We start from the raw sequence: 26,076 nt of genomic DNA on the forward strand, positions 1-26,076 counted from the left end.
GGGCATGACCCGCATCGCCGTCCTGGACGACTACCAGTCCGTCGCCTCCGACTTCTGCGACTGGTCGCAGGTGCCGGGCGACGTCGAGGTCGTCGAGTTCCACGAACACCTGGGCGGTGAGGACGCCGTCGCCGCCGCGCTCCAGGGGTTCGACGTCGTCGTCGCGATGCGCGAGCGCACCGAGTTCCGGCGTGGCCTGCTGGAGCGGCTGCCGGACCTGAGGCTGCTGGTCACGACCGGCATGCGGAACAAGTCGATCGACGTGGAGGCGGCCGCCGAGCACGGCATCACCGTCTGCGGCACCGCCGCCAGCGCCGCGGCCACCGCCGAGCTGACCTGGGGGCTGATCCTCGCCGCGGTCCGGCACATCCCGCGCGAGGACGTCGGCATGCGGGCCGGCGGCTGGCAGCAGACGATCGGCGGTGACCTGGCCGGCGCACGGCTCGGCGTCATCGGGTTGGGGCGGCTCGGCAGCCGGGTGGCGACGGTCGGGCAGGCGTTCGGGATGGACGTCGTCGCCTGGAGCCAGAACCTCACCGACGAGCGCGCCGCCGAGGTGGGAGTGCGCCGGGTCGAGCGCGACGAGCTGTTCGCGAGCTCCGACGTCGTCACCGTGCACCTGCTGCTGTCCAAGCGGACCCGGGGGCTGATCGGGCCTGACGACCTCGCGCTGATGAAGCACACCGCCGTCCTGGTCAACACCAGCCGCGGACCGATCGTGCAGCAGCAGGCCCTGCTCGACGCCCTGACCGAGGGCCGGATCGCGGGGGCCGGCCTCGACGTCTACGACGAGGAGCCGCTGCCGGCGGACTCCCCGCTGCGGACGGCGCCGAACACCGTGCTCACCCCGCACCTGGGCTACGTCACCCGCGGCACCTACGAGGTCTTCTACGGCGAGGCGGTCGAGGACGTCGCCGCCTGGGCCAGCGGCAACCCGATCCGGGTGATCGCGTAGACCGCATGGCTCCTCGCCCGATGGAGGGGCAGCACTAGGTTGACACTCTGACATCCCCCACTCTCACTGAGTGACGACGATTCCGGTGCCGGCTGCGGACCTCGCCATGAACCGCCCGGGGGAGCAGGCCCGTCGGCAGGCCATGCTCGCGCGCGAGGCTGCGCCGGTCCGGTCGGTGCTCGCCCGGCTCGTGGGCGTGCACAACGAGGAACGAGCCTGGCGGATCGGCGCCGACGGCGAGGAGCTCGTCGCCCGGTCGCTGGCCCGGCTCGTCCGCAAGGCCCCTCGGTGGCGGGTGCTGCACTCCGTGCCCGTCGGTGACCGCGGGTCGGATATCGACCACGTCGTCATCGGTCCCGGTGGCGTCTTCACGCTCAACGCCAAGCACCACCCGGGCGCCCGGATCTGGGTCGCCGGGAACACGCTGATGGTCAACGGCGCGCGGCAGCCCTACGTCCGCAACTGCCGCCACGAGGCGGAGCGGGCGTCCCGACTCCTCACCGCGGCGTGCGGCTTCGACGTTCCGGCCACCGGCGTCGTCGTCCCGGTGCGGGTGGACCGGATCGACATCCGCGAGCGGCCGGCCGACGTGCAGGTCATGGACCGGCGTGCCCTGGTCCGGTGGCTCCGGCGACTGCCGGAGGTCCTCGACGACACCGCCGTCGAGGCCGTCCACGCGCAGGCGCGTCTGGCGTCGACCTGGGCGCCTCAGACCAGGAAGCGGTAGGCGGTCGACCCGGGCGCGACGAGCTGAATCTTGAGTGGGCTCGCCTCGATCCGCTCCATCAGCTCCGGCAGCCCGTCGGCGGAGCCGAGCTCGATGCCGGTCAGCGCCGCTCCGGTCTCCCGGTTGTCCCGCTTGATGTACTCGAACAGCACGATGTCGTCGTCCGGGCCGAGCACCTCGTCGAGGAACCGGCGCAGCGCCCCGGGCTCCTGCGGGAACTCCACCAGGAAGTAGTGCTTGAGCCCGCGGTGCACCAGCGAGCGCTCCACGACCTCCGCGTACCGGCTGACGTCGTTGTTGCCGCCGGACAGCAGGCACACCACTGTCTGGCCGGGCTCGACGCTCACGATCCCGCCGCTCAGCGCCGCGGTCGCCAGGGCACCCGCGGGCTCCGCGATCACGCCGTCGGCCTGGTACAGGTCGAGCATCTCGGTGCAGATCTGCCCCTCGGGCACGGCCAGCAGCTCTGCACCCGAGTCGCGCACCAGGGGATGGGTGACCGCGCCCACCCGCCGGACGGCGGCGCCGTCGACGAAGGTGTCGATCTCCGGCAGGTCCACCGGCTCCCCGGCCGCCAGGGCCGCGGCCATGCTGGCCGCGCCGGCCGGCTCCACGCCCACGAGGCGCGTGCCGGGGGAGTGCGCCCGCAGCCAGGTCGCGCAGCCGGCCAGCAGCCCGCCACCGCCCACCGGCAGGACGACGACGTCGGGCACGGACCCCAGCTGCTCGAGGATCTCCACCGCCACGGTCGCCTGCCCGGCCACCGTGGAGAGCGCGTCGAACGCCGGCACCAGCGTCGCGCCGGTGCCGGCCGCATGTGCCGCCGCCGCGGAGGCCGCCTCGTCGTAGGAGTCGCCGACGACCACCAGCTGCACCATGTCGCCGCCGAGCGCCGCGATCCGCTCGCGCTTCTGCCGCGGCGTCGTCCCCGGCACGAACACGTGCCCGTGCACCTGCAGCGCACGGCAGGCGTAGGCCACGCCCTGCCCGTGGTTGCCGGCGCTGGCGCACACCACGCCGGCGGCGCGCTCGGCCGGGCCCAGCCGGCTGATCGTGTTGTAGGCGCCACGGATCTTGTACGAGCGGCCGACCTGCAGGTCCTCGCGCTTCACCCACACGTCGGCGCCGGTGGACGCCGACAGTCGGGCGTTGCGCTGGAGCGGCGTCCGCTCGGCGACGCCGGCCAGCCGGTCCACCGCCGCGTGGACCTCGGCGTCGAAGGTCTCGGTCACGTGCTCATCGTCGACGACGGCCCCGTCGCCCGGAGACGCGGGTCAGTCGGAGTTCAGCAACCGCAGGTGCGGCTGCGGAGAGAGGCGCTTCTCCAGCGTCACCCGGTGGCGCCCGTCCTCGGCCTGCACGAACTGCAGCCGGTCGACCAGCGCCTGCATCAGGATCAGGCCGCGACCGCGGTCCGACAGGGGCGCCCGGTCGGAGGTGAGCGACGCCGGGTCGAACTCGAAGCCCTGTCCCTCGTCCAACACGCTGATCCGGCACAGGTCGTCGCTGATCGCGACGTCGACCTGGTACTCCTCCTGCTCGCCGGCGTGGTCGACCACGTTCGCGCACGCCTCGGTGAGCGCCAGCACGAGCTCCTCGATCCCGGTCTCGGCCACTCCGAGGTGCTCGAGAGCCTGCCGCAGCAGACCCCGCATGAGGGGCACGCTCTGGGCGTCTGTCGGCAACCGGACGCTGAACTCGAGGTTCACGCGGCTCACCTCCTCGGATCCGCGTGGCCTACCCTTCTCTCACCGGTTGGACGAGGGAGGGAGGCGGAACGGTGCTGTTCGACGTCGGACGTTCGACGGTCGCCGGACGTGCGGCCCTCACGGTACGGGGTGAGCTCGACCTGGCCACAGCCCCACAGCTGGCAGACGCCGCTGCGGCCCTGATGCAGTCCTCCCCGGAGGGCTTCGTCATCGACCTGAGCCCCACGAAGTTCCTCGACTCCTCCGGTGCGCGCACCCTCATGGTGATCGCCCGGGACGCCCGCGCGGCCGGCGTGCCGCTGCACGTCCTGGTGCCCCGCACCAACCGGCCGGTCCGCCTGCCCATCGACCTGCTCGACCTGGGCACCGCGGTGCCCCTGGTCGCCGCCGCCTCGGAGATCGGCTCGTCCGTCGCCCACAAGGACGCCGGCACGTAACGTCGCGGCGTGACCGCCCCCCGCGTCGACGAGGACGCCCTGCTCCGCTGCGCCGACGAGCCGATCGCGATTCCCGGGGCCGTCCAGCCGCACGGCGTGCTCCTGGCGGCGACCGAGCCCGACCTCGCCGTCGTCGTCTCCTCGGCCAACGCCGGAGCGGTGCTCGGCCGGTCCGGCGGCACCCTCGACGACTACCTCACCGCCGACGACGCTGCCCGGCTGCGCGAGGCGCTCGCCGGCGACCTCGCCGAGGTCAACCCGCTGCGGGTCACCGTGGCCGGCGCCGAGGTGGACCTCGTCCTGCACCGCGTCGACGGGCTCCTGATCACCGAGTGGGAGCTGGTGGCGGGCGCCGAGCAGGCCGGTGCGGCGTGGCACCGCCGGCTGCCCACCGTCCTGCAGCGGCTGTCGGCCAGCGCCACCCTCGAGGAGCTCAGCGAGGTGCTGGCCCGCGACGTCCGCACCCTCACCGGCTTCGACCGCGTGATGATCTACCGCTTCGACGACGCCTGGAACGGCGAGGTCATCGCCGAGGACCGCCGCGAGGACCTGGAGCCGTTCCTCGGACTGCACTACCCGGCCAGCGACATCCCCGCCCAGGCCCGCGCCCTCTACACGAGCAACTGGATGCGGATCATCCCGGACGCCGGCTACCAGCGGGTGCCGCTCGACCCGCCCATCAACCCGCTCACCGGCCGGCCGCTGGAGCTCTCGGGCTCGATCCTGCGCAGTGTCTCGCCGGTGCACCTGGAGTACCTGGCCAACATGGGCGTCGTCTCGTCGATGTCGGTCTCCCTGATCGACCGCGGCAAGCTGTGGGGCCTCATCTCCTGCCACCACTACGCCGGCCCGCACCGGCCCTCCTATCCCGACCGCCAGGCCGCGGAGTTCCTCGGCCGCACCGCCTCGCTGCTGCTGCCCACCCTGGCGGCGTCGGGTGAGACCGACGGCCTGGTCGAGGTGGCCCGGCGCACCGCGGAGCTGACCGCCGCCGTGGGCCGCACCCCCCGGGCGCTGGCGACCGCCCTGACCGAGGAGGACGTGACGGTCCTCGACCTGCTGCCCGCCGGCGGTGCCGCCGTCCGGCTCGACGGCCAGCTGCGGCTGCTCGGCACCACCCCGCCGGCCGAGCGGGTGCTGCCGCTGGTCCGCGCGCTGCTGGACGCCGGCATCGACGCCACCGACGCCGCCTCAACCCTGGTCCCCGACGCCGCCGACCTCGCGGAGAGCGCCAGCGGCGTGCTCGTCGTCCCCGTCGGCGGCGAGGACTTCCTCGCCTGGTTCCGGCCGGAGACGCTGCGCGAGGTCACCTGGGGCGGCAACCCGTACCAGTCGAAGACGGCGCAGACCGACGACGGCCCCCGGCTGAGCCCACGGCGCTCGTTCGACGCGTGGAGCGAGACGGTGCGGGAGACCTCGCGGCCGTGGCACGAGCACGAGGTCGCCGCCGCACGGACGCTGGCCGGCCACCTCGCCGCCGCGACGCTCAACCGCGCCTCCGAGGACAACCGGCTGGCCGGCGCCCTGCAGCGCACGCTGCTGCTCGAGGAGCTGCCGAAGGTGCCCGGCGTCGCGCTCGCCGCCCGCTACCGGGCGAGCGCGGACGACGTCGTCGGCGGGGACTGGTACGACCTGGTGCCGCTGCCCAGCGGCCGGCTCTCCATCGTGCTCGGCGACGTCGCCGGGCACGGCCTGGCCGCCGCAGCGGTCACCGCCCAGCTGCGGCACGCCCTGCGCGCGCACCTGCTCCGCGCCGCCGGCCCCGCCGCCGCCCTGGACGGGCTCAACGAGGTCATCGGCGCGCTGCTACCGGGGGAGATGGCGACCGTCGTCGTGGCCGAGCTCGACCCGGACAGCGGCGAGGTCGTTCTCGCCAGCGCCGGGCACCTGCCCGTGCTGCACGCCGGCTCCGTTGGTGCCGAGTACGTGATGGACGGCCGCGGTCCCGCGCTCGGAATCCTGGACGCGCCGTCCTATACCGAGACCCGGCTGACACTGGCCGGGGACGACCGGCTGCTGCTGTTCAGCGACGGACTGGTGGAGCGGGCGGCCGCGGGGCTCGCGGCCGGTCTCGACGCGCTGCGGGAGGCCGTCGGCACCGGGCCGACCGCTCCCGAGCAGCTCCTGGACGCCGTGCTCGGCGCCCTCAACCCCCCGAGCACCGACGACGTCACGCTGCTCGGGATCGCGCGGACCTGAGGGCCACGAGCGCTAGGGCACGGGCCACGAGCGCTGGGGCACGGGGGCGATAGGTGCGCTCTCGTCGCGGCGGACCGTGGTTCAGGACGTATTGCTAAGTGCGGGCTACAGGGCTGCGGTTGAGGACGCGCTTCGCGCTTCACGCTTCTACTCGAGGAGGCTATGTCCGTCCGAGAATGATGCTTAGGCACGCCTGCATCTCTGAGAGCACGTGATTGGCCTCTGATCGACTTGGCATCGCGCCGGCGCGATGCATGTAAGTGTTTCGTCGATCCACGATCTGGGCTTGATACGCCGACCGCTGAGCATCTGAGAGCACCCCGTGCTGCTTGAGCGTGGTCAAGTAGGCTCCTAGACTATTACCTGACTGAGCCCATCTCCGGAGTCTGATCAGCTCGCTTAGAGATGTATCGAGTGCGCGGGTGGTGTGGAGTAGGGCGAGGAGCCATCCGTTGTCGTTGGACAGCCGTCCAGCGCTCACAATTCGGTTGAACTCGCCGTATATGTCGGTCAGGAGGCTTGAGGCCGACAGAGTCTGGTGTGCTCCCACAATCACTCGGAGCGTGTCCACTCTACGACGGTAGGGCATCAGTTTCCTCGTTCAGCAGCTCCGGAAAAAATCCCGCGAAGGCGGCCGCTCGGAATGGTTTGTATGGATCGAATGTTCGGGACGGCTCTGTCCTGAGCGAAGCGAAGTTTCGGTGGAAAGCGAGCCTAAATGGCCCGTCAAGGATGGCTTCGGCAGACCTCTCGAGGCCCTCTTCGGGCTTTTCTAACCCGTAATCTAGTTCCGTCGCGTCGCGGATGGCGGTTTCGATATGGCGAAGCCATGTTGCTCGCGACAATTCGGAGGGAAGGTCTAATACCAATCCCAAGCTAGACTGGCTAAGGAACGGCTTGGATCGCACCGGTTTTCGGTCCCTTGAGTTCAGTTCGGCCGTCGTCCGGCGGGACGCTCGGTTGTCGCCTTTGAGTGGGGCCTTGGCCTTGATCCCCGGTGTCCAGCCTTGCGAGAAGCGGGAGTAATGCGCTGGCCGCAGTCCCTCGACCAGGTCCGCGCTGACCGCCCGTTCCGCGCTCGGACCCGATGGAAGCTGGTTAGCCCCCCGCTGGCCGAGTGGGTCGATATGGTCGATCAGCCCCGCCGTGCCCTCAATAGGTGCGAAGTGCGCCGCCTGGTGGTCGACGACGACTGCGAGTGACGTTCCCGCGGGCAGTGCCAGTCTCGATAGAAGGTAGCGGGCCGGGTGGTGTCGCCCTACGCCCCAACGGTCCTTCCCCGTGGCCAAGAAATATGCCGTCAGATGGCCTTGGTGCAGGGCTAGAAGATCGGGTCCGTCCAGCAGGAATGGGTGGTCGGGGTGAGGAACCTGCTGCGCGCTATTGGGCAGGCGACTTTGCAGCTGGCGTAGTGCATCCCTGCGTCCGCTCACTGCGCCAACGTACTGTCGGAAGATCACGTCTGGCACATACAGGCCTGGCGTGTTGCAGCGATAGCAAGTGCGCTTCGCCTACCTGACTCCCATGCGCCCCGAGGGCCAAGGTGGGTGCCCTCCGCGATCGGTACGGTGCACGGCGTGTGTCGGCCAGTGGTGCTCGGCGCCCTCAACCCGCCGAGCACCGACGACGTCACGCTGCTCGGGATCGCGCGGACCTGAGGGTCAGCCGCCCAGCTTGTGGACCTGGGCAGCGACCCAGCCGGACAGGCAGTACAGCGCCGCGTGCCCCTCGGGGGAGGCGTAGCCCTGCTCGAAGCGGATGGCCTCGAGCATCTCGGTGCTGTCGACGTCACCGCCGCGGAAGAAGCGGTCCATGAGCTGCCCGGAGTCGGTGGGGCTCACGAAGTAGCCCGCGATGCCCACGGCGACGTTGTCCGGGATGGTGAGGCTCACCGGCGCGTGCGCCATCGAGCCGCGGCGGTCGAGCAGCTGCTGGACCGCCGTCGTGATCTCCAGCTCGGTGGCCGGCAGCGTGCTTCGGCAGCTGATACGCATGGTGTCGCTCCCGAGTCGAGGTAGTCGTTTCCTGAAACTTACGGATACCGACCGGCCGGAATGAAGCCGGGCGGCGAGGCCGCGGGGTGAGGGCGCTCACCGCGGAGGCGTCAGACCGTCAGCAGTCCCGAACCCTGCTCGCTGAGCTGGCCGCTGTCCAGCGCGCTGCCCAGCGCCTTCTCCAGCACCGGAGTCACCGAGGGGGCGCGGCGCTTGTAGCCGAAGACCGCGGCGGTCGCCGTCAGCAGCTCGTCGCGGCGCATCCCCGCGGCGGCCCGGCACAGCGCGACCATGGCGTTCGCGATCTCCTCCGGCGCCACGTGCTCGATCGGCCGGTCGGTGCTGGAGACCTGCCGCCGGAAGCCGGTCCAGGTGTCGCGGTCGACGCCCTCGGGCCACAGCAGGTCGCCGTCCACGGCAGACGGTGGCAGCAGCGAGAGCAGCGTCTGCTTGCGGGCCTCGGTGACCCGGTTCAGCCCGAACGCGCCGACGGTGAGCTTCGCCAGCCGGTCGACGTGGATCGGCCCCTCGGCCTTGATCCCGGCCTGCAGCACCCGGCGGACGGCGCGGGCGGGCTTCGACGCGGGCAGCTCGTCCAGCACGCTCTTCTCGCCCGCGGTCTTCGGGATCCACGGCACGAACGGCGTCTCGCCCTCCAGCGCCACCGGTCCGGCCGGCTTCCGCGGGGCGGCCGGCTTCGGCGCCGGACGCGACGGGGTGGAGGGCACCGCCACCGACGCCGTCACCGCCGAGCGCAGCGCTGCGACGCCCTTGAACGACTCGACCGCGGCCGTGGGCAGCTGCAGCGGGGCGGCGACCGGACGGGACGGCGCCGGAGCGGCGTCCACGGCGGCGGCCAGCCGGTCGATCACCGGGGACGGGTCGGCGAGCCACGTCGGCAGCCAGACCCGCTCGACCACGGGCCAGCGGAGCATTCCGCCGAGCACCTCCACGGGCACGGCGTCCCGGTCGCCCACCGTGCCGCGGCGGGCCCACGCGGGACCGTCCAGCAGCACCGCCATCAGCGGCGTCTCCGGGTCGGCGGGCCGGGAGACCGAGAGGTCGACCCGGAACTCCGAGAGGCCCACGTCGGTGCGCACGACCAGACCGCGCTCGCGCAGGGCGGCGGCGATCTGCTCGCGGTGCCGGTCGACGACGGCGGCCGAGCGGGCCGACCGGGGCAGCACGTCGGTGCCCTGCTCGGCCATGTCGAGGTAGGCCCGCAGGTGCTTGATGCCGACCGAGGAGGTCTCCTCGGCGCGCAGCTGGTCGGGGTCGAAGGAGGAGAAGACGACGACCTGGCGGCGGGCGCGGGTGATCGCGACGTTCAGCCGCCGCTCGCCGCCCACCCGGTTCAGCGGGCCGAAGTTCAGCGGCAGGTTGCCCGAGGCGTCGGGGGAGAAGCCGGTGGAGAAGAAGATGACGTCGCGCTCGTCGCCCTGCACGTTCTCCAGGTTCTTGACGAACAGGCCCTCGCCGTCGGAGCGGTCGAGCGCTGCGGCCAGCCGGTCGTCGTCGGCGTCGCGCAGCAGCGCCTCGATGTAGGAGCGCTGCTGGGCGTTGAAGGTGACCACGCCGATCGAGGGCACGGTCGTGAGGCCCTCCCACTTGGGATGCGCGTCGAACCGGCGGCGGATCTCGGCGACGATCGCCTTCGCCTCGATCGGGTTGGTGCGCAGCAGCCGCCCCGCGCCGGACCGGTGGAACGTGCCCGGCACCCGGACCAGCGAGACGCCGCGGCCGTCGGGCTCCGCGGAGGCCCGCCCGTGCGTCGGCGCCGGGAAGGACGACAGCCGGTTCCCGTAGTACTGGGCGTTGGAGAACGCGATCAGCGACTCGTCCTGGCTGCGGTAGTGCCACGACAGCCAGTGCCGCGGCACCCGCGCCTGCACGCACTCGCTGAGGATCGACTCCTCGTCCTCGACGGCGGTCTCGACCTCGACCGCCTCGTCCGCGGTCGACGTCGTCGGCTCGAGGAACGACGTCGGGGGCATCTGCTTGGAGTCACCGACGACGACCGCGGCCTTCGCCCGGCCGAGCGCGCCCACGGCGTCGGCCACCCGGATCTGCGACGCCTCGTCGAAGACGACCAGGTCGAACTGGCCGGCGGCAGCGGGGAAGAAGCGGGCCACGGAGTCCGGCGAGACCAGCACGCACGGCATGACCGCTGTGATCAGCTCGCCGTACCGGGCGAGCAGCTGCCGCACGCCCAGCCCGCGACGCTGCTTGGCCAGCTCACGCTGCAGGGCGCCGACCTGGCCGGTCCCGATGGTCGCGTCGAAGGGGCGCGAGGTGAGCACCGAGGCCGGGAGAGCCGCCATCAGGTGCTCGCGCACGGCGTGCGACGCGGCGGTGAAGCGGTCGATCGCCGCGCCGTGCGCCTCGGCGTCGAAGGTGTCGAGCCCGGTGGCGTCCAGCCGCTCGGCGACCGACGCGATCGCCAGCCCGCGGTCGAGCGCGCGCACGGCGTCGTCGGCGGCGATCTCACCGGTGACCAGCAGCCGGCGGGCGTCGAACAGGCCCGCGTAGCGCAGCGGCTCGAGGGTGTCGAGGAAGGAGACCCACCGGCGCAGCGACATCAGCACGGTGCCTTCGGCGCCCCGCTCCGGCCGGGTCATCGACCAGCGCAGCGCGAAGCCGTCGTCCCCGGCCCAGGCCGCGAGCTGGTCCGCCGTGCTCCCGCACAGCTCCAGCAGGGTGACGACGGCGTCGCGCAGCCGGCCCACCGCGGTCGCCGCCTCGGGCGCGGCCGGCGTGCCCGCGACGATCAGCTTCCGCAGCGCCACGTGGAAGGCCGACCGGCCGTCGACGGCGGTGCCCGCGCGACGCAGCCAGGTGACCTCGCGCTCCAGCAGTGCGGGGTCGGTGAAGGGGTTCCAGCCCTCGGGCACCGAGAGGCCGGGCACCGAGTCGACCCGGGCGGCGATGCCCTGGACCGCCGTCTGCACCCGCCAGAGGTTCTCGACCAGCAGCGGCACGTCCTTCGGCCGCACCTTCGCGCCCGGACGCAGGCAGGAGGCGATCTCGTCACGCACGGCGATCAGCCGCTTGCGCCGGCCCCACCAGCCCGAGGCCGCCGCGGTCTGGGCCCGGACGTAGATGTCGCCCAGCGGCAGGGCGAGGGCCTCGGGGGTCGCGACGTCGAGGCCCGGGTGGCGGAAGGCGGTGAACGCCGCGACCTCGCCGATGATGGCGCCGGTCGCGGTGGTCCAGCGCCGGCTGAAGGTCTCGTCGAGGACGTCGAGTCCGACCGGCGGGCCGGACAACAGGTGCGCCAGGGCGTCGAGGTCCGACGGCGTGCGGGCGCGCCGCATGACGCCGCCGAGCTCGGCGAGAGCCGCGACCTCGCGCAGTGCGGCGTCGACCGCATTGGTGGCCTCGCGCGCCGCGGGGAGGTCGATCTCGGGGGAGTCGACGAACGCCCACGGGTGCCGTGGCGAGGGGCGGGTGAGGTCGGCGATGTCGGGCAGCAGCGCCAGCGCCCGCCGCACCGCCGTCAGCACCTCGGCCGGAGCGTTGGCCACGAACGGCAGCGGCATCGGCAGCGGCGCCACGTCGGTCCCGGCGGCGAGCTCGGCGGTGCGCGCCGAGTACAGGGACAGGCCGACGGCGTTCTCGTCGTGCAGCCGGTCGGCGTACCGGGCCAGCTGCCGCCGGGCCGACCGCAGGGTCTCGGACTCCGCGGCCAGACCCTGGTCGTCGACGGCGACGGCGTGCTCCATCGCGAGCCGGATCTGGGCGCGCACCATGGAGGCGCGGCTGCCCTTGTCGTGCAGGTCCAGGGCGAACATGCCCATGCCGACCGCGTCCAACCGCCGGGCGACGACGTCGAGCGCCGCGCGCTTCTCGGCGACGAACAGCACCCGCTTCCCGTCGGCGATCGCGCGGGTCAGCAGGTTGGTGATGGTCTGGGACTTGCCGGTGCCGGGCGGTCCCTCGAGCACGAAGGTGCGCCCGGCGCCCGCCTCCGCGATCGCCCGGAGCTGGGAGGCGTCGGCGGACACCGGCAGGTCGGCGGCCAGCGAGTCGAGGTCGACGGAGGCGGCGGAGCTCCGCGCGGGGTCGACGAAGGGCTCGGTCGGCTCGTGCACGAGGTGGTGCACCAGCGGGTTCGAGGCGAAGTCGGCCCAGTGCTCGTCGAGGTCCTTCCACAGCCGGAACTTGGCGAACTGCAGGATCGCCAGGTCCGCCGTCGCCTCGACCCGGTAGGGCAGGCCGTGGCCGACCAGCCCGACGCGCATCGCCTCCAGCGCGCCCTCCACGTCCAGCGCACCCTCGGCCGACTCCGCCAGCGACGGCACGGTGAGCCCGTGCACCTGGCGGAGCTTCTCCAGCAGGCAGTAGTTCGGAGTGCTTGAGCCCGACTCGTCCAGCGCCAGCCGGTAGGAGCCGGTGCGGCCGACCGCGGTGAGCACGACCGGGACCAGGACCAGCGGCGAGCGCAGCGGCCGGCCGTCGAGCTCCCACACCAACGAGCCCAGTGCCAGGTACAGGTTGTTGGCGCCGGTCTCCTCCTGCACGGTCTTCGCCCGGTAGGCGAGGTTGCGCAGGCGCGGGAGATAGCCGCCCGTGGTGACGTCGGCGTGCACCTCGCGCCGCTCCACGAGCAGGTCGGTCAGCTGCTCCGTGGGGAGTTCGGCGGCGGAGGTGAGCCCGCGCTCCTGCTGGACGGCGGCCAGCTGGTCGCCGGGGAGCAGGGTGAGCGGCGTGCCGTCCTGGACGAGGTTGTCGAGGATCGGCAGCGCGGTCGCGGGCAGCGTCAGGTGCAGTCCGGAGCGCTCGCTGTAGTTGATCAGCCGGTTGCGCAGGCTGAGGTCGAGCAGGGCGTTCTTCCACTGCTGCACCCGCGCCGGCGCCTCGGGGCGGGTCCCGGCCTGCGCGGTGGCGCCCACGGGGAAGGCGGCCACGCTGTGCTCGGCCGGCCGGTACTCGACCACCTGCAGGACGCCCTCGGGGGTCCGGGCGCGGGCCGGCAGCGGCACGATGCCGTCGCGACGGGCACGGTGGACGTCGGCGACGCCGACGATCCGGTCGAGCTCGCCGGTGAGCCAGCGCTCGTAGGCGGGGGTGTGCAGGTCGGCGACCGGCTCGCCCGTGCCGGTCAGGAGCGTGGTCTCGACCAGGCCGATCAGCCCGAGGTCGACGAGGTTCACCAGCGACGACGCGTCGGTCGTGGCGGCGCTCTCCGAGCTGCGCTCCTCCCGCCAGTAGCCGAGGAACGCGTGCCCGTCCGCGAGCCACAGCAGCGGCCGGATGCCGGCCTGCTCGCAGGCGGCCGCCAGCAGGACGACGGTGTCGAGCGGAGTGCCCACCCGCCAGGTGAGGACGTCGCCGGGGGAGCGCACCTGCTGGCCGAGGTCGGACCAGCTGGCGGGGGGCTCGGAGTGGCGGACGCCGCGGCGCTGCAGGGCCCGGGCGAGGGCCAGGACGACCTCGTCCACCCGCTCTGCGGTCGCCGAGTAGCCGACCATCGCGCCGCTGCCGGTGGTTTCCTCCAGCAGCTCCGACGCCGCGGCCACCAGTCCGGTGACGGCCGGGTGGTTGGGCATGACGTGGGCGGCCAGCATCTCCAGCGCCAGGGGCAGGGGAGTGGCCAGCCACTGGTTGGCGGCGAGCACCTGCACCGGGGTGGTCGCCTCGCCGATCAGCGTCTCGTCCAGCCAGGCCTCGACGTCGACGACGCCGGGGCGCTGCTCCTCGGCGTGCAGCATCGCGGCCGGGTCCATGACCAGGCCGATGTCGGTGAGCACCGTGGTGCGGCCGGCGTCGACGTCGGCCAGGAGCTCGACGGTCTGCGCGATCGCGCCCTCGGCGTCGCGGACCGACAGCCGGAGGGTGACCCCGCGCAGCGTCGCCTCGGAGGTCAGAGCCAGCCGGGAGACGACGGGGAGGCGGTTGTGGGCCAGCGCGTAGCTGAGCACGGGCGTGGCGGTGAGTTCGATGGAGACCGTCGCCGCCGGCGCGACGACGTCGCCGCGCTGGATGTCGGCAGTGCTCTCCATGTCACCTGTCTACCGGGTCGCACGGACTGGTCCTCCCATCGTCCCCGACGGGAGGGGCGGATGTGACGGGAGAGCATGATCGTTAGCGCGGATCACAGCTTCCCGGCACCCGGACGGTTCCGGTCCGGGCGGGTCCTGCCGATACGCCCGGACCGCCGGTTTGCCCCGTCCGCGGCGCGCGCGGAAGGGTGCCGGGGCATGAGGAACGCGCGACGGCACGAGTCGGGACTGCTGGTCGGGGACACGGAACACGTCAGGGTCCTGACCCTGGACCGCCCCGACCGGCGCAACGCGCTCTCGACCGCGCTGCAGGCCGACCTGGTCGAGGAGCTGCTCCGCGTGCCCGAGGACGGCGTGCGCGCGGTCGTGGTCACCGGCAACGGCCCGGCGTTCTGTGCCGGTTTCGACCTCTCCGAGATCCGCGCGGCCGACGAGCGGGGGGAGCCCTTCCGCCCGCCGATGGGCCGGGCCGGGCGGGCGGTGTTCGAGGTGGCGACAGAGGTTCCGGTTCCGCTGATCGCCGCGCTCAACGGCCCGGCGGTGGCGGGCGGGTTCGAGCTGGCCCTGGCGTGCGATCTCCGGGTGGCCTCGCCGGCGGTCCACTTCGCGCTGCCGGAGGCGGCGATCGGCATGGGCGCGAACTTCGGCTCGGTCGTGCTGCCCAAGCGGATTCCGATGGGCATCGCGCTGGAGCTGCTGTTCACCGGGGACCGGCTGCCCGTCGAGGAGGCGCAGCGGTGGGGGCTGATCAACCGGCTCGTGGAGCCCGAGGCGGTGCTGCCCACGGCGCTGGAGCTGGCGGAGCGGATCGCGGCGAACGCGCCGATCTCTGTCCGGCGGATGAAGGAGACGGCGGTCAAGGCGCTGGAGCTGCCGCTGTGGCAGGGGCTGCGGCTCGACGTCGGACCGAACCCCTACCTCAGCGAGGACCGCATGGAGGGGATCGCCGCCCGGCTGGAGAAGCGCAGCCCGCGCTGGACCGGCCGCTGATCGGCGCCATCCCGGGCGATGTGCACCGACGGCGCGTTCGGAGGTCCGGACCCCGCCGCGGACGCACATCGCCGGAGGCATTCGGTCGACCACAACGGAACTGCTCGGTTCTTTACGGTCGCGTAACGGCTCGTCACTCCAGCCATCACCCACTATCCGTCGGGTTGCCGAACTGCCAATGTCCCCCTCGTCCGCCCCAGCTCCGGGGCGCCGAGGAGGTCGTCATGAACTGTGCACACTGCGGGACCGGGCATCAGCGCGGCCGCTACTGCATCGGCTGCGGCAAGACCATGCCCCCGTCCACCCTGCTGCCCCGCCGCGTCCGGCTGGCGCCGCGCCCGTCCTACGAGATCACCGACGACATGACCCAGCCCGTGCTGCGGTTCGACGTCCGCCCGCGCCGCCCGGCCGTGCCTGAGCGGATGTCCGCCGACGCGAGCTGAGCTGTCCGTCCAGCGACGGCGCCGCCCCATCCGGGAACGGCGTCGTCGCTCATTCACCCTTCCGAGTGACGAGGCTCACTGCTAGCAATCTGCTTGCAGGAGTTAGCAGTCCGGATTTCGGGGCACATACGAGACCGTCAGGTCATCCCCAATCTTTGGAGCTGTTCTTCGTCATGACCGACAACAACAAGATCATCAACCAGCTGCGCGCCCTCGTCCTGCTCACGCAGACCGAGGAGCAGGTCGCACGGACGCGGATCTCCCAGGCACGTACCGACGCCGTCCGCCGCGAGCTCACGCAGAACGCCGACAACGCTGCGGCCCGGAGCCTCGAGATCACCGAGGCCCTGCGCTCGATCGGTGGCGTCCCGGACGTCCTCACCCCCGCCATCGGCCGGCTCTCCGCCGCGCTGAAGGCGACCTTCGAGCAGGCCTCGCCGATCGAGGAGGCGCTGCTGACCGACCTCCAGCTCGAGCACCAGCTGCTCGACCGCGCCACCTACCTGAAGGTGCTCGCCGACCAGGCGAAGCTGACCAAGGTGCGCTCGCTCGCCGAGAAGCTGATCACCGCGCACCAGGCCACCGTCGAGTGGCTGACCGTCGTGCTCGCCGAGGAGGCCCTGGGCGGCCCCGCCGCGCTGGTCGCCACCCCGGTGCAGAAGGTCGCCGGTGGCGTGGCCAAGGCCGTCAACGCCCCGGTCCGCTTCTGGGCCAACACGGTCAACAACGCCGTCGACACGGTGAAGCACGCCGGTGAGGAGACCTCCGACCGCCTCGCCGCCGTCACCGACCGCGCCGCCGCCCTGAGCGAGGCCGTGCGCGAGAGCCTCACCGCCGGCCGCAGCGCCACGCTGAAGCGCGCCGAGCAGGAGGCCGTCCGCGAGGGCAACAAGGATGTCGCCAAGGCCGCCAAGTCCGCCCGCGAGGAGCTCGGCGACGTCTCCGCCGACGAGCTGCCGATCAAGAACTACGACTCGCTCGGCGTGAACGACGCCGTCAAGGCGATCAAGGGCCTGACGACGGCGCACGACATCCGCGTGGTCATGCACTACGAGGAGGCCAACAAGAACCGGTCGAACGTGGCCAACGCCGCGCAGACCACGCTGGCCGGCCTCGCCAAGGAGGCCGTGGGCGTCGACAGCTGACACCCACGCTGACGCACGGAGGGCCCGCACCCCATGGGGGGTGCGGGCCCTCCGCGTCTGCGAGATAGGACTCCCCGGGTTTGCCACGCCGGGCCGGGCGGGGAAGCCTCGTCCATGAGCATCACACCCGAGGCCCTCGAGGCGGAGTTCTCGCTGACGACGGCCGCCACCCGGCTGGACTTCCTCAGTCGCCGCGACAACGGCGACACCGCGCTCAACACCGTCCGCGACGACGACGCCGACTCCTGGACGTCGCTGCTCCAGGACTCCACCCAGCTCGACGTGCACGAGTCGCTGGAGCTGCTCGCCCTCGGCGAGGTGATCGCGCGCAAGGCGCACGACAGCCAGCTCGTGGGCATCCGCGCCGCGCTGCGTGGTGGTGCGGACTGGGACGCCATCGCCGCCGCACTCGGCGTCGGCCCGCAGGAGGCCTGGGACTCCTACACCGAGTCGGTGGCCCGCCAGCTCGACGCCGACGCCGCAGCCTCGGCCCGGGAGCTCGCCGGCGCTCGTCCCGGCCGCTGAGCCGGCCGGCTCAGCTGACCTCGACGCCCTTCCAGAACGCCACCCGGCCGGCGATCTCCTTCGCGGCCGCCTTCGGCTCCGGATAGGTCCACGCCGCGTCCGCGTTCAGTCGACCGTCCACCTCCAGGCCGAAGTAGGACGCCGTCCCCTTCCACGGGCACACCGTGGACTTCTCCGACGGTCGCAGGACGCCCTCGCGGACGGAGTCGAGCGGGAAGTAGGCGTTGCCCTCGACGGTGACGATGTCGTCGGACTCGGCGATCACGGTGCCGTTCCACGTAGCGGTGGTCATGGACCGATGGTCCTCCCCGGAACGCGCACCCGCGCTCCGCCCCGCACGAGCAGTCAGGAGCACGACATGACCGACCACGGCCGAACTCCCGCACCCGAGGACGACGAGCCCGACAGCGCACCCTCCGAACGGAACACGCGCCGCGCGCGGGTGCTGATCCCAGCGGGCATCCTGCTGATCGCCGGGCTGCTCATCCTCTTCATGGTGCTGGTCAGCCAGCTGGGCCGCTGACGGCTCATCGCTCCAGGAGGGCGAACGTGGCGACGGCGTGCACGAGGGACTTCCCGTCCTGCTCGACGTCGGCCTCGCACACGGTGAGGTGCTCGCCGCGGGTGCGCAGTCGCGCCGTCACCTCGAGCCGCCCCGGCTTGCCCGGTCGCAGGTAGGTGACGGTCAGCTGACTGGTGGCCGGCACCTCGCCGTCGTCGGTCGTGGTGCGCACGGCCAACCCCATGGCGGTGTCCACGAGCGTCGCGAGGACCCCGCCGTGCAGCGTGCCGGCGGGGTTGAGGTGCTCGTCGGTGGCCTCGAACCCCAGCCGGGCCGAGCCGTCCTCGGCCGCCTCCGGTCGGGCGCCCAGTCGTTCCGCGAACCCGCCCGTGGCCATGTCGTCGCTCATCTGCGGCGCCTACCCGGGACGGCGCGCACGCACGCCTGACCTCGGCCGACGGCGGTTTCTGGCGGGCACGCGCGGCGGGTCTTCTGTGGATCGCTGTCCATAGCGACCGGCGATAGGACAGGATCCACCGGAACGATCGACTCCCCGCGATGTCAGGAGCCCCCATGAGCCACCCCGGACCCGGACCGGACATGAACCCGTCCGGCCAGCAGCCGGGTCAGCCCGGCCAACCCGCGCAGCCCTTCGGCCAGCAGGGTCAGCCCGGTCAGCCCTACCCGGGCGGGCAGCCCTACCCGGGCGGTCAGCCCGGTCAGCCCGGTCAGCCGTACCAGCAGTTCGACCAGCAGCCCGGTGCCTGGACCCCGCCCGGCGGCGCGAGCCCCACGGGAGAGCCGGCCAAGAAGAGCGGTCTCAAGAAGGCGCTGCCCATCGTCGGTGGCCTCGTCGTCGCCGGCGCGATCGGCGCGAGCGCGTTCAGCATGCTCGGCATGGGCGAGCCCGAGGTCGGCGACTGCGTGAAGGGCGGGTTCGGCGGCGTCGAGGTCGAGACCGTCGACTGCGGATCGGACGAGGCGGAGAACAAGGTCGTCGGCATCGACGAGGCGAAGATGACCTACGACGAGTTCATGTCGCCGGACCAGGAAGTCTGCACCGACTTCGCGAGCGCGATGTCGGCGCTCTGGTACGGCCCCGAGGACGACAACGCGGACGGCACCATCTACTGCGCCGAGCCGGTCTGATCGTCGCTGCTCTTCCGGGTGCCCCGTCGGTCGATCCGGCGGGGCACTCGTCGTCTCAGGCCTCGGGCAACCGGCCGAGCAGCACCCGGGCGACCGCGATGGCCGAGCGGTCCGGAGCAGCGGCGCCGGCGGTCGACCGGAGCCAGGCCGCGAGCGGGCCGGCGACGGCGGGGGAGAAGGCGGTGATCCACTCCGCCGTGCCGGCTCGCGCCTCGGCCACGTGCTCGGTGCCGCCGTCGGGTGCGTGCGCGATCACCTCCGGCCGGCTGGCGAGCAGCCCGCCTCCGCGCCAGTCGCCGGGCGTCGTGCGGGCGGCCAGTCGCTCCAGCCGGTCGGCCGCGGTGCGCAGGGTGCGCGCGTCCTCGGGGGTCACGCCGGCTCCCGCCGCATCGGCACGTGCGGAATGCCGTCCTCGAGGTAGCCGGGGCCGCTGCGCCGGAACCCGAAGCGGGCGTACCAGTCCTCCAGGTGGGCCTGTGCGCCGAGCGTGAGCGGCCCGTCCCCGTAGCTCTCCAGCGCGGTCTCGATCAGCCCCGCCGCGAGACCTCGACCGCGAGCGCCCACCGCGGTCGCCACCCGGCCGATCGCGCGCGAGGCGCCGTCGTCCAGGACCCGGATCGTCGCCAGCACCTCGCCGCCGTCCTCCCACCACAGGTGCTCGGTGGCCGGCTCCAGGTCGCGCCCGTCCAGTTCGGGATAGGGGCACTCCTGCTCGACGACGAAGACGTCGACCCGCAGACGGCACAGCCGGTAGACCTCGAAGGGCGAGAGGTCGGCGAACAGTGCACGCCGCAGGCTCGGCTCGGATGAGGTCATGCAGGAGTTCTAACCCAGGTGGTCCGGGCACCGTCGGCCGGGAGTCGGTGCGGTGAACACGGGTGGACGGACGGGTGCCACCGCTACGACGGGGTAGAGGCGGCGCATGTCGATGTCGAGCCCCCTGGAGCCGCACCTCGGACAGCCTGACGAGGGCATCCCCGCAGCCGACCCCGGGGCCGGGGCGCCGCCCCCGGCGGAGGGCTTCGGGGTCGGCGGCGAGGAGCCGGACCGCCCGGAGGAGACCGACGCCCCGACCCCGGCGGCGCAGGGGGAGACCCCGCCGTTCCGGACGCCGGACCCGCGTCAGCTGGGCCCTGCCGCCGACTGAGCGCCCCGCAGAACAGGGGGCCGTCGCGGCGGGTGGCGCGGGCCAGGCATGCTTAGGTGTGCCTTGCCTACTCCCAGGAGGATTGCCGACGTGACCAGGTCCGGGCGCGCGGCCGCCGGCGTCGTCTCCACCCTCGCCCTCGCCACGGCTCTGGCGGGGTGCGGTTCCGCCGGCTCGGACGCCGACACGCTCACCGTGTACAGCGCCCAGCACGAGAGCCTGGTCCGCACGATGCTGGAGGACTTCACCGAGGAGACCGGCATCGAGCTGGAGTTCCGCGACGCGAACGACTCCGAGCTGGCCAACCAGATCATCGAGGAGGGCGAGGCCTCGCCGGCCGACGTCTTCCTCACCGAGAACAGCCCCGCCATCGGCGTCCTGGACCGCGAGGGCCTGCTGGCCCCGCTGGACGAGGAGACGCTCGACCAGGTGGGGGAGGCCTACCGACCGTCGTCGGGCAACTGGGTCGGTTTCGCCGCCCGCTCCACGGCGCTCATCTACAACCCCTCGGAGATCGCAGAGGAGGAGCTCCCGGCCTCGATGCTCGACCTCGCCGGCCCGGAGTGGGAGGGGCGGGTCGCCATCGCCGCCGGCGGGGCCGACTTCCAGGCGATCGTCAGCGCGGTCCTGGCGCTCGAGGGCGAGGACGCCACCCGTGAGTGGCTCGCCGGCCTGCAGCGCAACGCCGAGATCTACGCCAGCAACACCGCGATCATGAAGGCCGTCGACGAGGGCGAGGTCCCCGTCGGCATCACGTACCACTACTACTGGTTCCGCGACCAGGCCGAGAACGGGCTGATCGGCGACGACGCCGAGCTGCACTACTTCGGCAACCAGGACCCGGGCGCCTTCGTCAGCGTCTCCGGTGCCGGAGTGCTCGCCTCCTCCGACAAGCAGGAGCAGGCACAGAAGCTCGTGGCCTACCTGACCGCGGCCAAGGCGCAGGAGCAGCTGGCCGGCAGCAAGGCCCTCGAGTACGCCGTCGGCACCGGCACCGCGTCCGCCGGGGACCTCCCGCCGCTGGAGGAGCTCGGTGCTCCCGTCGTCGATCCCGGTGGCCTCGACGCCCCGAAGGTCACCGAGCTGATGCAGGAAGCGGGCCTGCTCTGACCGCTCCCGTCCTCCGCCCCCCGGGCCCCGGGACCTCGGCTGCGCCCGAGTCCCGGGGCTCCGGCGCGCCCGCGGGACGACGGCGGCTGCGACGGGCCCCGGTCTCCCTGGCGCTGGCGGCGTGCGTCGCCGCGCTGGCCCTGCTGCCACTGGGCTACATCGCCGGGTACACCGTCGACGTCGGGTGGACCGGCATCCGCGAGCTCGTGCTGCGGCCGCGCGTCGGTGAGCTGCTGTGGAACACCACCCGCCTGGTGCTGGGCACGGTCGCGGTCTGCGCCGTGCTCGGCGTGGGCGCCGCCTGGCTGGTGGAGCGCTCCTCGGTGCCCGGCCGGAAGCTCTGGCACGTCCTGCTGGTCGCGCCGCTGGCCGTGCCGGCCTTCGTGAACAGCTACGCCTGGATCTCGCTGCTGCCCGGTCTGGACACCTACGCCGGTGCGCTGCTGGTCGTGTCGCTGTCCTACTTCCCGTTCGTCTACCTGCCCGCGGTGGCCGCCTTCCGCGGGCTGGACCCGGCGCTGGAGGAGACCGCCCGCGGGCTGGGGCTGTCGGGCTGGGCGGTGTTCCGGCGGGTGCAGCTCCCGCAGCTGCGGGTCGCGGTGCTCGGCGGCAGCCTCCTGGTCGCGCTGCACCTGCTCGCCGAGTTCGGCGCGCTGCAGATGCTGCGCTACCCGACCTTCACGACGGCCATCTACGACCAGTACCGCTCCACCTTCAACGGGCCGGGCGCCACCATGCTCGCCGGCGTGCTGGTGCTGCTGTGCCTGGTCCTGCTGCTCGCCGAGCTGCGGCTGCGCGGATCGCGCGGCTACGCCGGCAGCGGTCGTGGGGCCGCCCGGCCGGTCCGCCCGGTCGCGCTGCGCGGTCTCACCGTCCCGGCACTGCTCGCGCTCGCCGCCGTCGTCGGCCTGGCCCTGCTCGTCCCGCTCGGCAGCCTGGCGTACTGGCTGGGCAGCGGCGCCTCGGCCGGCCTCGACGGCGCGGACCTCGCCGCCACCACCGGCAGCACGCTGGCGCTGGCCGCCGCGGCGGCGGCGCTGACCACCGCCATGGCGCTGCCCGTCGGCTGGCTGGCCGTGCGGGCCCGCGGCCGGCTCGCCACGCTGCTGGAACGGGCCGCCTACGTGGGCAGCTCGGTACCGGGCATCGTCGTCGCCCTGGCGCTGGTGACCCTGAGCATCCGGGCCACGCCCTGGCTCTACCAGACCGTGCCGGTGCTGCTGGCCGCCTACGCGATCCTCTTCCTGCCCCGGGCGATCGTCACCGTGCGGGCCGCCGTCGAGCAGTCCCCGCCGCTGTACGACGACGTCGCCGCCTCGCTCGGCTCCTCCGGTGCGGACCGGCTGCGCCGGGTCACGCTGCCGCTGCTCGCCCCCGGCCTGGGCGCCGGGGCCGCGCTGGTCTTCCTGGCCGTGGTCACCGAGCTGACCGCGACCCTCCTGCTCGCACCCACGGGAACGGCCACTCTGGCCACCGCGTTCTGGTCGGCGAGCAGTGCCCTGGAGTACGGGGCTGCCGCTCCCTACGCCCTGGTGATGGTGCTGCTCTCGGCGCCTGCCACCGTGCTGCTCTCCCGCGACACCCGACGAGGTCTGACCCCATGAGCTCCCTGACCGTGACCGGCCTGACCAAGGCCTTCGGCGCCACCCAGGTCCTGGACGGCGTCGACCTGCACGTGCCCGCCGGCAGCCTGACGGCGCTGCTCGGGCCCTCGGGCTGCGGGAAGACGACGCTGCTGCGGCTGGTGGCGGGCTTCGACGACCCCGACCGCGGCGTGGTCGCGCTGGGCGACCGGATCGTGGTCGGTGCCGGCCGGGGCGTGCCGGCCCCGAAGCGGGGGATCGGCTTCGTGCCGCAGGAGGGCGGGCTGTTCCCGCACCTGAGCGTCACCGGCAACGTGACCTTCGGGCTGCCGCGGCGGCAGCGCGCCGACCGGGCGCGGGTGCGCGAGCTATTGGCCCTGGTGGGGCTGGACGGCGACCTGGCCGACCGGTCCCCGAACCAGCTCTCCGGCGGGCAGCAGCAGCGCGTCGCCCTGGCCCGGGCGCTGGCGCCCGAGCCCTCGATCGTGCTGCTCGACGAGCCGTTCTCCTCGCTCGACGCGGGCCTCCGCGAGGAGACCCGGCAGGCGGTCTCGGCGGCGCTGGCCGCGACGGGGGCGACCGCGGTGCTGGTCACCCACGACCAGGCCGAGGCGCTGTCGATGGCCGACCAGGTGGCGGTGCTGCGCGGCGGCCGGCTGGTCCAGCTCACCGACCCCCGGACGCTCTACCGGCGGCCGACCGACCTCGACGTGGCCGCGTTCGTCGGCGACGCCGTCGTGCTCGACGCCGACGTCCGGGACGGGGTCGCCTCCTGCGTGCTCGGCCGCCTCGCCGTGGCGGGGGAGCAGCCGGACGGCCCGGCGCGGATCCTGCTGCGGCCCGAGCAGCTGCGGCTGGTCACCCCCTCGCCGGCCGCCCTGACCGCCCGCGTCAGCGCCGTCGACTTCTACGGCCACGACTCCCGGGTTCGGCTGGACCTGCCCGGCGGCGGGAGCGTCGCCGCGCGGCTCGGCGGGCTCGACCTGCCCGCCGTGGGGGAGCAGGTCGCCATCGAGGTGACCGGCTCGGCGCTGGCCTTCCCCGCGACCGGGCCGGTGCCCGAACCCGCGCTCTGACGGCGCGCCGAACCCCACCGGGGGAGTTCGGTTAGGAAAGCCTAAGCTGCCCCGCATGGACCTGTTCCTCTTCACCGTCGACCCGGGGTGGGGCGCCGACGTCGTCGCCGCCGGGGCGGCCGGCATCGTCGTCGACTGGGAGCGCCGCGGAAAGGCGCGCCGGCAGGCGGGCGAGGGGACGCAGATCAACTTCGACACCCCCGAGGACCTCTCCGCCGTGCGCGCCGCCACACCTGGCCGCGTGGTGTGCCGGATCAACGGCGCCGGGCCGTGGACCGCGGACGAGGTCGACGACGCAGTCCGCCGCGGCGCCGACGAGATCCTGCTGCCGATGGTCCGCTCGGTCGAGGAGGTCGACCGGACGCTGGACGCCGTGGCCGGGCGCTGCGGGCTGGGGATCCTGATCGAGACGCAGGACGCCGTGGACCGGGCCGCCGAGCTCGCCGCGCGGCCGCTGTCCCGGATCTACGTGGGCCTCAACGACCTGCGCATCGACCGCCGCTCCACCGAGCTGTTCCGCCCGCTGGTCGACGGCACGGTCGAGCGGGTGCGGGCCGAGGTGCGGATGCCCTTCGGCGTCGGCGGGCTCACCCTCCCCGGCGGCGGCTTCCCGGTGCCCGGTGACCTGCTGGCCGCCGAGCTGGTCCGGCTGGGCACCGACTTCACCTTCCTGCGGCGGTCCTTCATCGCGGACATGGCCGGACGGGACCCCTTCGTCGAGGTGCCCCGGTTGCTCGCCGGCCTCGACGCGTTGCGGCTTGCCGGCGGACCGGCTGTCGCCGGTGCGCGCGCACGGTTCGTCGCTGCCGTCGAGGGGGCTGCAGACCGGGTGCCGGTCGGGGCGTGAGAGCCCTCGTGACCGGTGCCGGCGGCTTCGTCGGCCGGCACCTGGTGGCGCGGCTGGAGGCCGACGGCTGGCAGGTCACCGCGCTCACCCGGCACGAGGTGGACCTGGCCGACCCGGTCGCCGGTGCCGCCGCGGTCCGCGCCGCGGCCCCCGACGTCCTCTTCGGCCTCGTCGCCGGCCGGGCCAAGGCCACCCCGGCCGAGCGCGCGGCCACCACCGCGGTCAACACCACGCCGTGGCTGGTCGACGCGCTGCCCGACTCCTGCCGCGCCGTGGTCCGGCTGGGCTCCTCCACCGAGTACGCCGCCGCGCCGCACCCGCTGGCCGAGGACGCCGCGCTCGAGCCCCGCGGCTTCTTCGGCGCGACCAAGGCCGCGGGTTCCCTGCTCCTGCAGGCCGCAGCTGCCGAGCGCGGGGTCCGGGCCGCGGTCCTGCGCGCCTTCCAGGTCTACGGGCCGGGCGACCACGCCACCCGCCTGGTGCCCACCGTGCTGTCGGCGGCCCGCACCGGAGCCACCCTGCCGCTCCCGGCCCGGCTCAGCCGCCGGGACTGGGTGTGGGTCGGTGACGTCGTGGACGCCTGCGTGCGCGCCGCCGCCGACGACGACCTCCCGCCGGGGGTCGTGCTGAACATCGGCACCGGCGTGCAGACCAGCACCGAGGAGCTGGTGGCCACCGCCGAGCGGGTCACCGGCCGGTCGATCGCCACCGCGCCGGGTGCCCACCCCGGCCGCAGCTGGGACACCGAGGACTGGGTGTGCGACCCGGCCCGCGCGCGGAAGCTGCTCGGCTGGACGCCGACCGTGGACCTCGCCGAGGGGCTGGCACGGACGTGGGCGGCCGGATGACGTCCGGGCCGCGGATCGCCGTCGTCGTCCCGGTGTACGGCAACGAGGCGACCCTGGCCGAGCTCGCCGACCGGCTGGCGGCCGCCCTGGCCGGGCGCGACTGGCGGCTGCGGCTGGTCATCGACGCCTCGCCGGACGACAGCGCCACCGTGGCGCTGGCCCTGGCCGGCGACCGGCCGCACCTCTCGGTGACCGGGCTCACCGTCAACGGCGGGCAGCACGCCGCGATCGCCCAGGGGCTGGGCGACGAGCCCGACGCCGACGTGTGGGTGTGCCTGGACGCCGACCTGCAGGACCCGCCGGAGGCGGTGCCGGTCCTGCTCGACAGGCTCGCGGCCGGCGACGTGGAGGCGGTGTTCGCCGGACGACGGGGCAGCTACGAGTCTCCGCTGCGCCGGCTCACCGGTACTGCGCACCGCCGCGTGGCCGCACGGCTCACCGGGCTGCCACCGGACGCGGGTGCCTTCCTCGCGATGGGCCCCGCGGTGCGCGACGCGGTGGTGACAGCGGTGGGCGAGGGCGGCGCACCGAGCGTGGTCCTCGCCGTCGGACGGGCAGGCCGCCCGGTGACCAGCGTGCCGGTCGAGCGGGACCGCCGTCCGGTCGGGCGGTCGACGTGGACCGCGCGCGCGCGGGTGCGCCAGTCGGTGCAGTCGCTGTACTGGGCGTTCCGCTCGCGTCGCTGACC

Annotated in this window: 25 protein-coding genes; 17 read left to right on the top strand and 8 right to left on the bottom strand. The window is 73.5% G+C overall.

The genetic code is table 11. The features are described from left to right. Nucleotides 1–4 precede the first annotated feature (4 nt). Together LBW97_RS17730 and LBW97_RS17735 are read left to right on the top strand one after the other, a co-directional pair. On the top strand, nucleotides 5–955 hold the full coding sequence (locus LBW97_RS17730; protein WP_224500684.1) for a D-2-hydroxyacid dehydrogenase family protein: 951 nt from the start codon (nucleotides 5–7) through the stop codon (nucleotides 953–955). A 70-nt stretch (nucleotides 956–1,025) separates the two neighbouring features. Further along, nucleotides 1,026–1,682 (top strand): nuclease-related domain-containing protein, encoded by a 657-nt coding sequence (locus LBW97_RS17735; RefSeq protein ID WP_224500685.1) that lies wholly within the window; start codon nucleotides 1,026–1,028, stop codon nucleotides 1,680–1,682. Here the strand turns inward: LBW97_RS17735 and ilvA are convergent. Together ilvA and LBW97_RS17745 are read right to left on the bottom strand one after the other, a co-directional pair. Next, nucleotides 1,664–2,914 (bottom strand): threonine ammonia-lyase IlvA, encoded by a 1,251-nt coding sequence (gene ilvA, locus LBW97_RS17740; RefSeq protein WP_224500686.1) that lies wholly within the window; start codon nucleotides 2,912–2,914, stop codon nucleotides 1,664–1,666. The genes LBW97_RS17735 and ilvA overlap by 19 nt on opposite strands. A gap of 42 nt (nucleotides 2,915–2,956) precedes the next feature. Further along, nucleotides 2,957–3,391, bottom strand: coding sequence for an ATP-binding protein (locus LBW97_RS17745; RefSeq protein ID WP_224500687.1), 435 nt, complete (start codon nucleotides 3,389–3,391; stop codon nucleotides 2,957–2,959). A gap of 71 nt (nucleotides 3,392–3,462) precedes the next feature. Here LBW97_RS17745 and LBW97_RS17750 point away from each other — a divergent pair, with 71 nt between their 5' ends. Together LBW97_RS17750 and LBW97_RS17755 are read left to right on the top strand one after the other, a co-directional pair. After that, nucleotides 3,463–3,828 (top strand): STAS domain-containing protein, encoded by a 366-nt coding sequence (locus LBW97_RS17750; RefSeq protein ID WP_224500688.1) that lies wholly within the window; start codon nucleotides 3,463–3,465, stop codon nucleotides 3,826–3,828. Nucleotides 3,829–3,837: 9 nt separating this feature from the next. Next, nucleotides 3,838–6,027, top strand: a complete 2,190-nt coding sequence (locus LBW97_RS17755) for a SpoIIE family protein phosphatase (RefSeq protein WP_224500689.1) — start codon at nucleotides 3,838–3,840, stop codon at nucleotides 6,025–6,027. A gap of 1,661 nt (nucleotides 6,028–7,688) precedes the next feature. Here the strand turns inward: LBW97_RS17755 and LBW97_RS17760 are convergent. After that, the gene (locus LBW97_RS17760; protein ID WP_224500690.1) at nucleotides 7,689–8,021 is read right to left on the bottom strand and encodes a hypothetical protein; all 333 of its coding nucleotides are present in this window, start codon (nucleotides 8,019–8,021) and stop codon (nucleotides 7,689–7,691) included. Nucleotides 8,022–8,131: 110 nt separating this feature from the next. Continuing rightward, a complete protein-coding gene (locus tag LBW97_RS17765; RefSeq protein WP_224500691.1) occupies nucleotides 8,132–14,023 on the bottom strand; it encodes a DUF4011 domain-containing protein in 5,892 nt (1,963 codons plus the stop codon). A gap of 198 nt (nucleotides 14,024–14,221) precedes the next feature. Between LBW97_RS17765 and LBW97_RS17770 the strand changes: the two genes are divergently transcribed. The 4 genes from LBW97_RS17770 (at nucleotide 14,222) to LBW97_RS17785 (ending at nucleotide 17,126) form a co-directional block, all read left to right on the top strand. After that, a complete protein-coding gene (locus LBW97_RS17770; RefSeq protein WP_224500692.1) occupies nucleotides 14,222–15,013 on the top strand; it encodes an enoyl-CoA hydratase/isomerase family protein in 792 nt (263 codons plus the stop codon). 224 nt (nucleotides 15,014–15,237) lie between these two features. Beyond that, a complete protein-coding gene (locus LBW97_RS17775) occupies nucleotides 15,238–15,456 on the top strand; it encodes a hypothetical protein (protein WP_224500693.1) in 219 nt (72 codons plus the stop codon). 155 nt (nucleotides 15,457–15,611) lie between these two features. Beyond that, entirely contained in the window at nucleotides 15,612–16,601 is a 990-nt protein-coding gene (locus LBW97_RS17780; protein WP_224500694.1) for a ferritin-like domain-containing protein, read from the top strand. A gap of 114 nt (nucleotides 16,602–16,715) precedes the next feature. After that, entirely contained in the window at nucleotides 16,716–17,126 is a 411-nt protein-coding gene (locus LBW97_RS17785; protein WP_224500695.1) for a hypothetical protein, read from the top strand. Nucleotides 17,127–17,136: 10 nt separating this feature from the next. Here the strand turns inward: LBW97_RS17785 and LBW97_RS17790 are convergent, their stop codons facing one another. Beyond that, nucleotides 17,137–17,418 carry a DUF427 domain-containing protein gene (locus LBW97_RS17790; protein ID WP_224500696.1) on the bottom strand — a complete coding sequence of 94 codons (282 nt, stop codon included), beginning with the start codon at nucleotides 17,416–17,418 and terminating at the stop codon, nucleotides 17,137–17,139. A 66-nt stretch (nucleotides 17,419–17,484) separates the two neighbouring features. Between LBW97_RS17790 and LBW97_RS17795 the strand changes: the two genes are divergently transcribed. Next, nucleotides 17,485–17,649, top strand: coding sequence for a hypothetical protein (locus tag LBW97_RS17795; RefSeq protein ID WP_224500697.1), 165 nt, complete (start codon nucleotides 17,485–17,487; stop codon nucleotides 17,647–17,649). 4 nt (nucleotides 17,650–17,653) lie between these two features. On the opposite strand, the gene LBW97_RS17800 is transcribed toward LBW97_RS17795, so the two are convergent. Further along, on the bottom strand, nucleotides 17,654–18,037 hold the full coding sequence (locus tag LBW97_RS17800) for a PaaI family thioesterase (RefSeq protein ID WP_224500698.1): 384 nt from the start codon (nucleotides 18,035–18,037) through the stop codon (nucleotides 17,654–17,656). A 164-nt stretch (nucleotides 18,038–18,201) separates the two neighbouring features. On the opposite strand from LBW97_RS17800, the gene LBW97_RS17805 reads away from it, so the two are divergent. Further along, nucleotides 18,202–18,777, top strand: a complete 576-nt coding sequence (locus LBW97_RS17805) for a hypothetical protein (RefSeq protein WP_224500699.1) — start codon at nucleotides 18,202–18,204, stop codon at nucleotides 18,775–18,777. Between the two features lie 55 nt (nucleotides 18,778–18,832). On the opposite strand, the gene LBW97_RS17810 is transcribed toward LBW97_RS17805, so the two are convergent. Continuing rightward, nucleotides 18,833–19,150, bottom strand: a complete 318-nt coding sequence (locus tag LBW97_RS17810) for a hypothetical protein (RefSeq protein WP_224500700.1) — start codon at nucleotides 19,148–19,150, stop codon at nucleotides 18,833–18,835. Continuing rightward, nucleotides 19,147–19,593 carry a GNAT family N-acetyltransferase gene (locus LBW97_RS17815; RefSeq protein ID WP_224500701.1) on the bottom strand — a complete coding sequence of 149 codons (447 nt, stop codon included), beginning with the start codon at nucleotides 19,591–19,593 and terminating at the stop codon, nucleotides 19,147–19,149. The genes LBW97_RS17810 and LBW97_RS17815 overlap by 4 nt, the downstream gene beginning before the upstream one ends. Nucleotides 19,594–19,699: 106 nt before the next feature. On the opposite strand from LBW97_RS17815, the gene LBW97_RS17820 reads away from it, so the two are divergent. The 7 genes from LBW97_RS17820 (at nucleotide 19,700) to LBW97_RS17850 (ending at nucleotide 26,074) form a co-directional block, all read left to right on the top strand. Next, the gene (locus LBW97_RS17820) at nucleotides 19,700–19,924 is read left to right on the top strand and encodes a hypothetical protein (RefSeq protein ID WP_224500702.1); all 225 of its coding nucleotides are present in this window, start codon (nucleotides 19,700–19,702) and stop codon (nucleotides 19,922–19,924) included. Nucleotides 19,925–20,014: 90 nt separating this feature from the next. Further along, on the top strand, nucleotides 20,015–21,034 hold the full coding sequence (locus tag LBW97_RS17825; RefSeq protein WP_224500703.1) for an iron ABC transporter substrate-binding protein: 1,020 nt from the start codon (nucleotides 20,015–20,017) through the stop codon (nucleotides 21,032–21,034). A gap of 206 nt (nucleotides 21,035–21,240) precedes the next feature. After that, entirely contained in the window at nucleotides 21,241–22,638 is a 1,398-nt protein-coding gene (locus LBW97_RS17830; RefSeq protein WP_224500704.1) for an iron ABC transporter permease, read from the top strand. Then, nucleotides 22,635–23,693, top strand: coding sequence for an ABC transporter ATP-binding protein (locus LBW97_RS17835; protein WP_224500705.1), 1,059 nt, complete (start codon nucleotides 22,635–22,637; stop codon nucleotides 23,691–23,693). Before LBW97_RS17830 ends, LBW97_RS17835 begins: the two co-directional genes overlap by 4 nt. A gap of 55 nt (nucleotides 23,694–23,748) precedes the next feature. Then, nucleotides 23,749–24,540, top strand: a complete 792-nt coding sequence (locus LBW97_RS17840) for an aldolase/citrate lyase family protein (protein WP_224500706.1) — start codon at nucleotides 23,749–23,751, stop codon at nucleotides 24,538–24,540. Beyond that, nucleotides 24,537–25,388: an NAD(P)-dependent oxidoreductase gene (locus LBW97_RS17845; RefSeq protein WP_224500707.1), complete on the top strand. Its 852-nt coding sequence runs from the start codon at nucleotides 24,537–24,539 to the stop codon at nucleotides 25,386–25,388. The genes LBW97_RS17840 and LBW97_RS17845 overlap by 4 nt, the downstream gene beginning before the upstream one ends. Then, nucleotides 25,385–26,074, top strand: a complete 690-nt coding sequence (locus LBW97_RS17850; protein WP_224500708.1) for a glycosyltransferase — start codon at nucleotides 25,385–25,387, stop codon at nucleotides 26,072–26,074. The genes LBW97_RS17845 and LBW97_RS17850 overlap by 4 nt, the downstream gene beginning before the upstream one ends. The last annotated feature ends 2 nt before the right edge of the window (nucleotides 26,075–26,076 follow it).

Source organism: Blastococcus sp. LR1 (genome assembly GCF_020166105.1).
Taxonomy (GTDB): Bacteria; Actinomycetota; Actinomycetes; order Mycobacteriales; family Geodermatophilaceae; genus Blastococcus.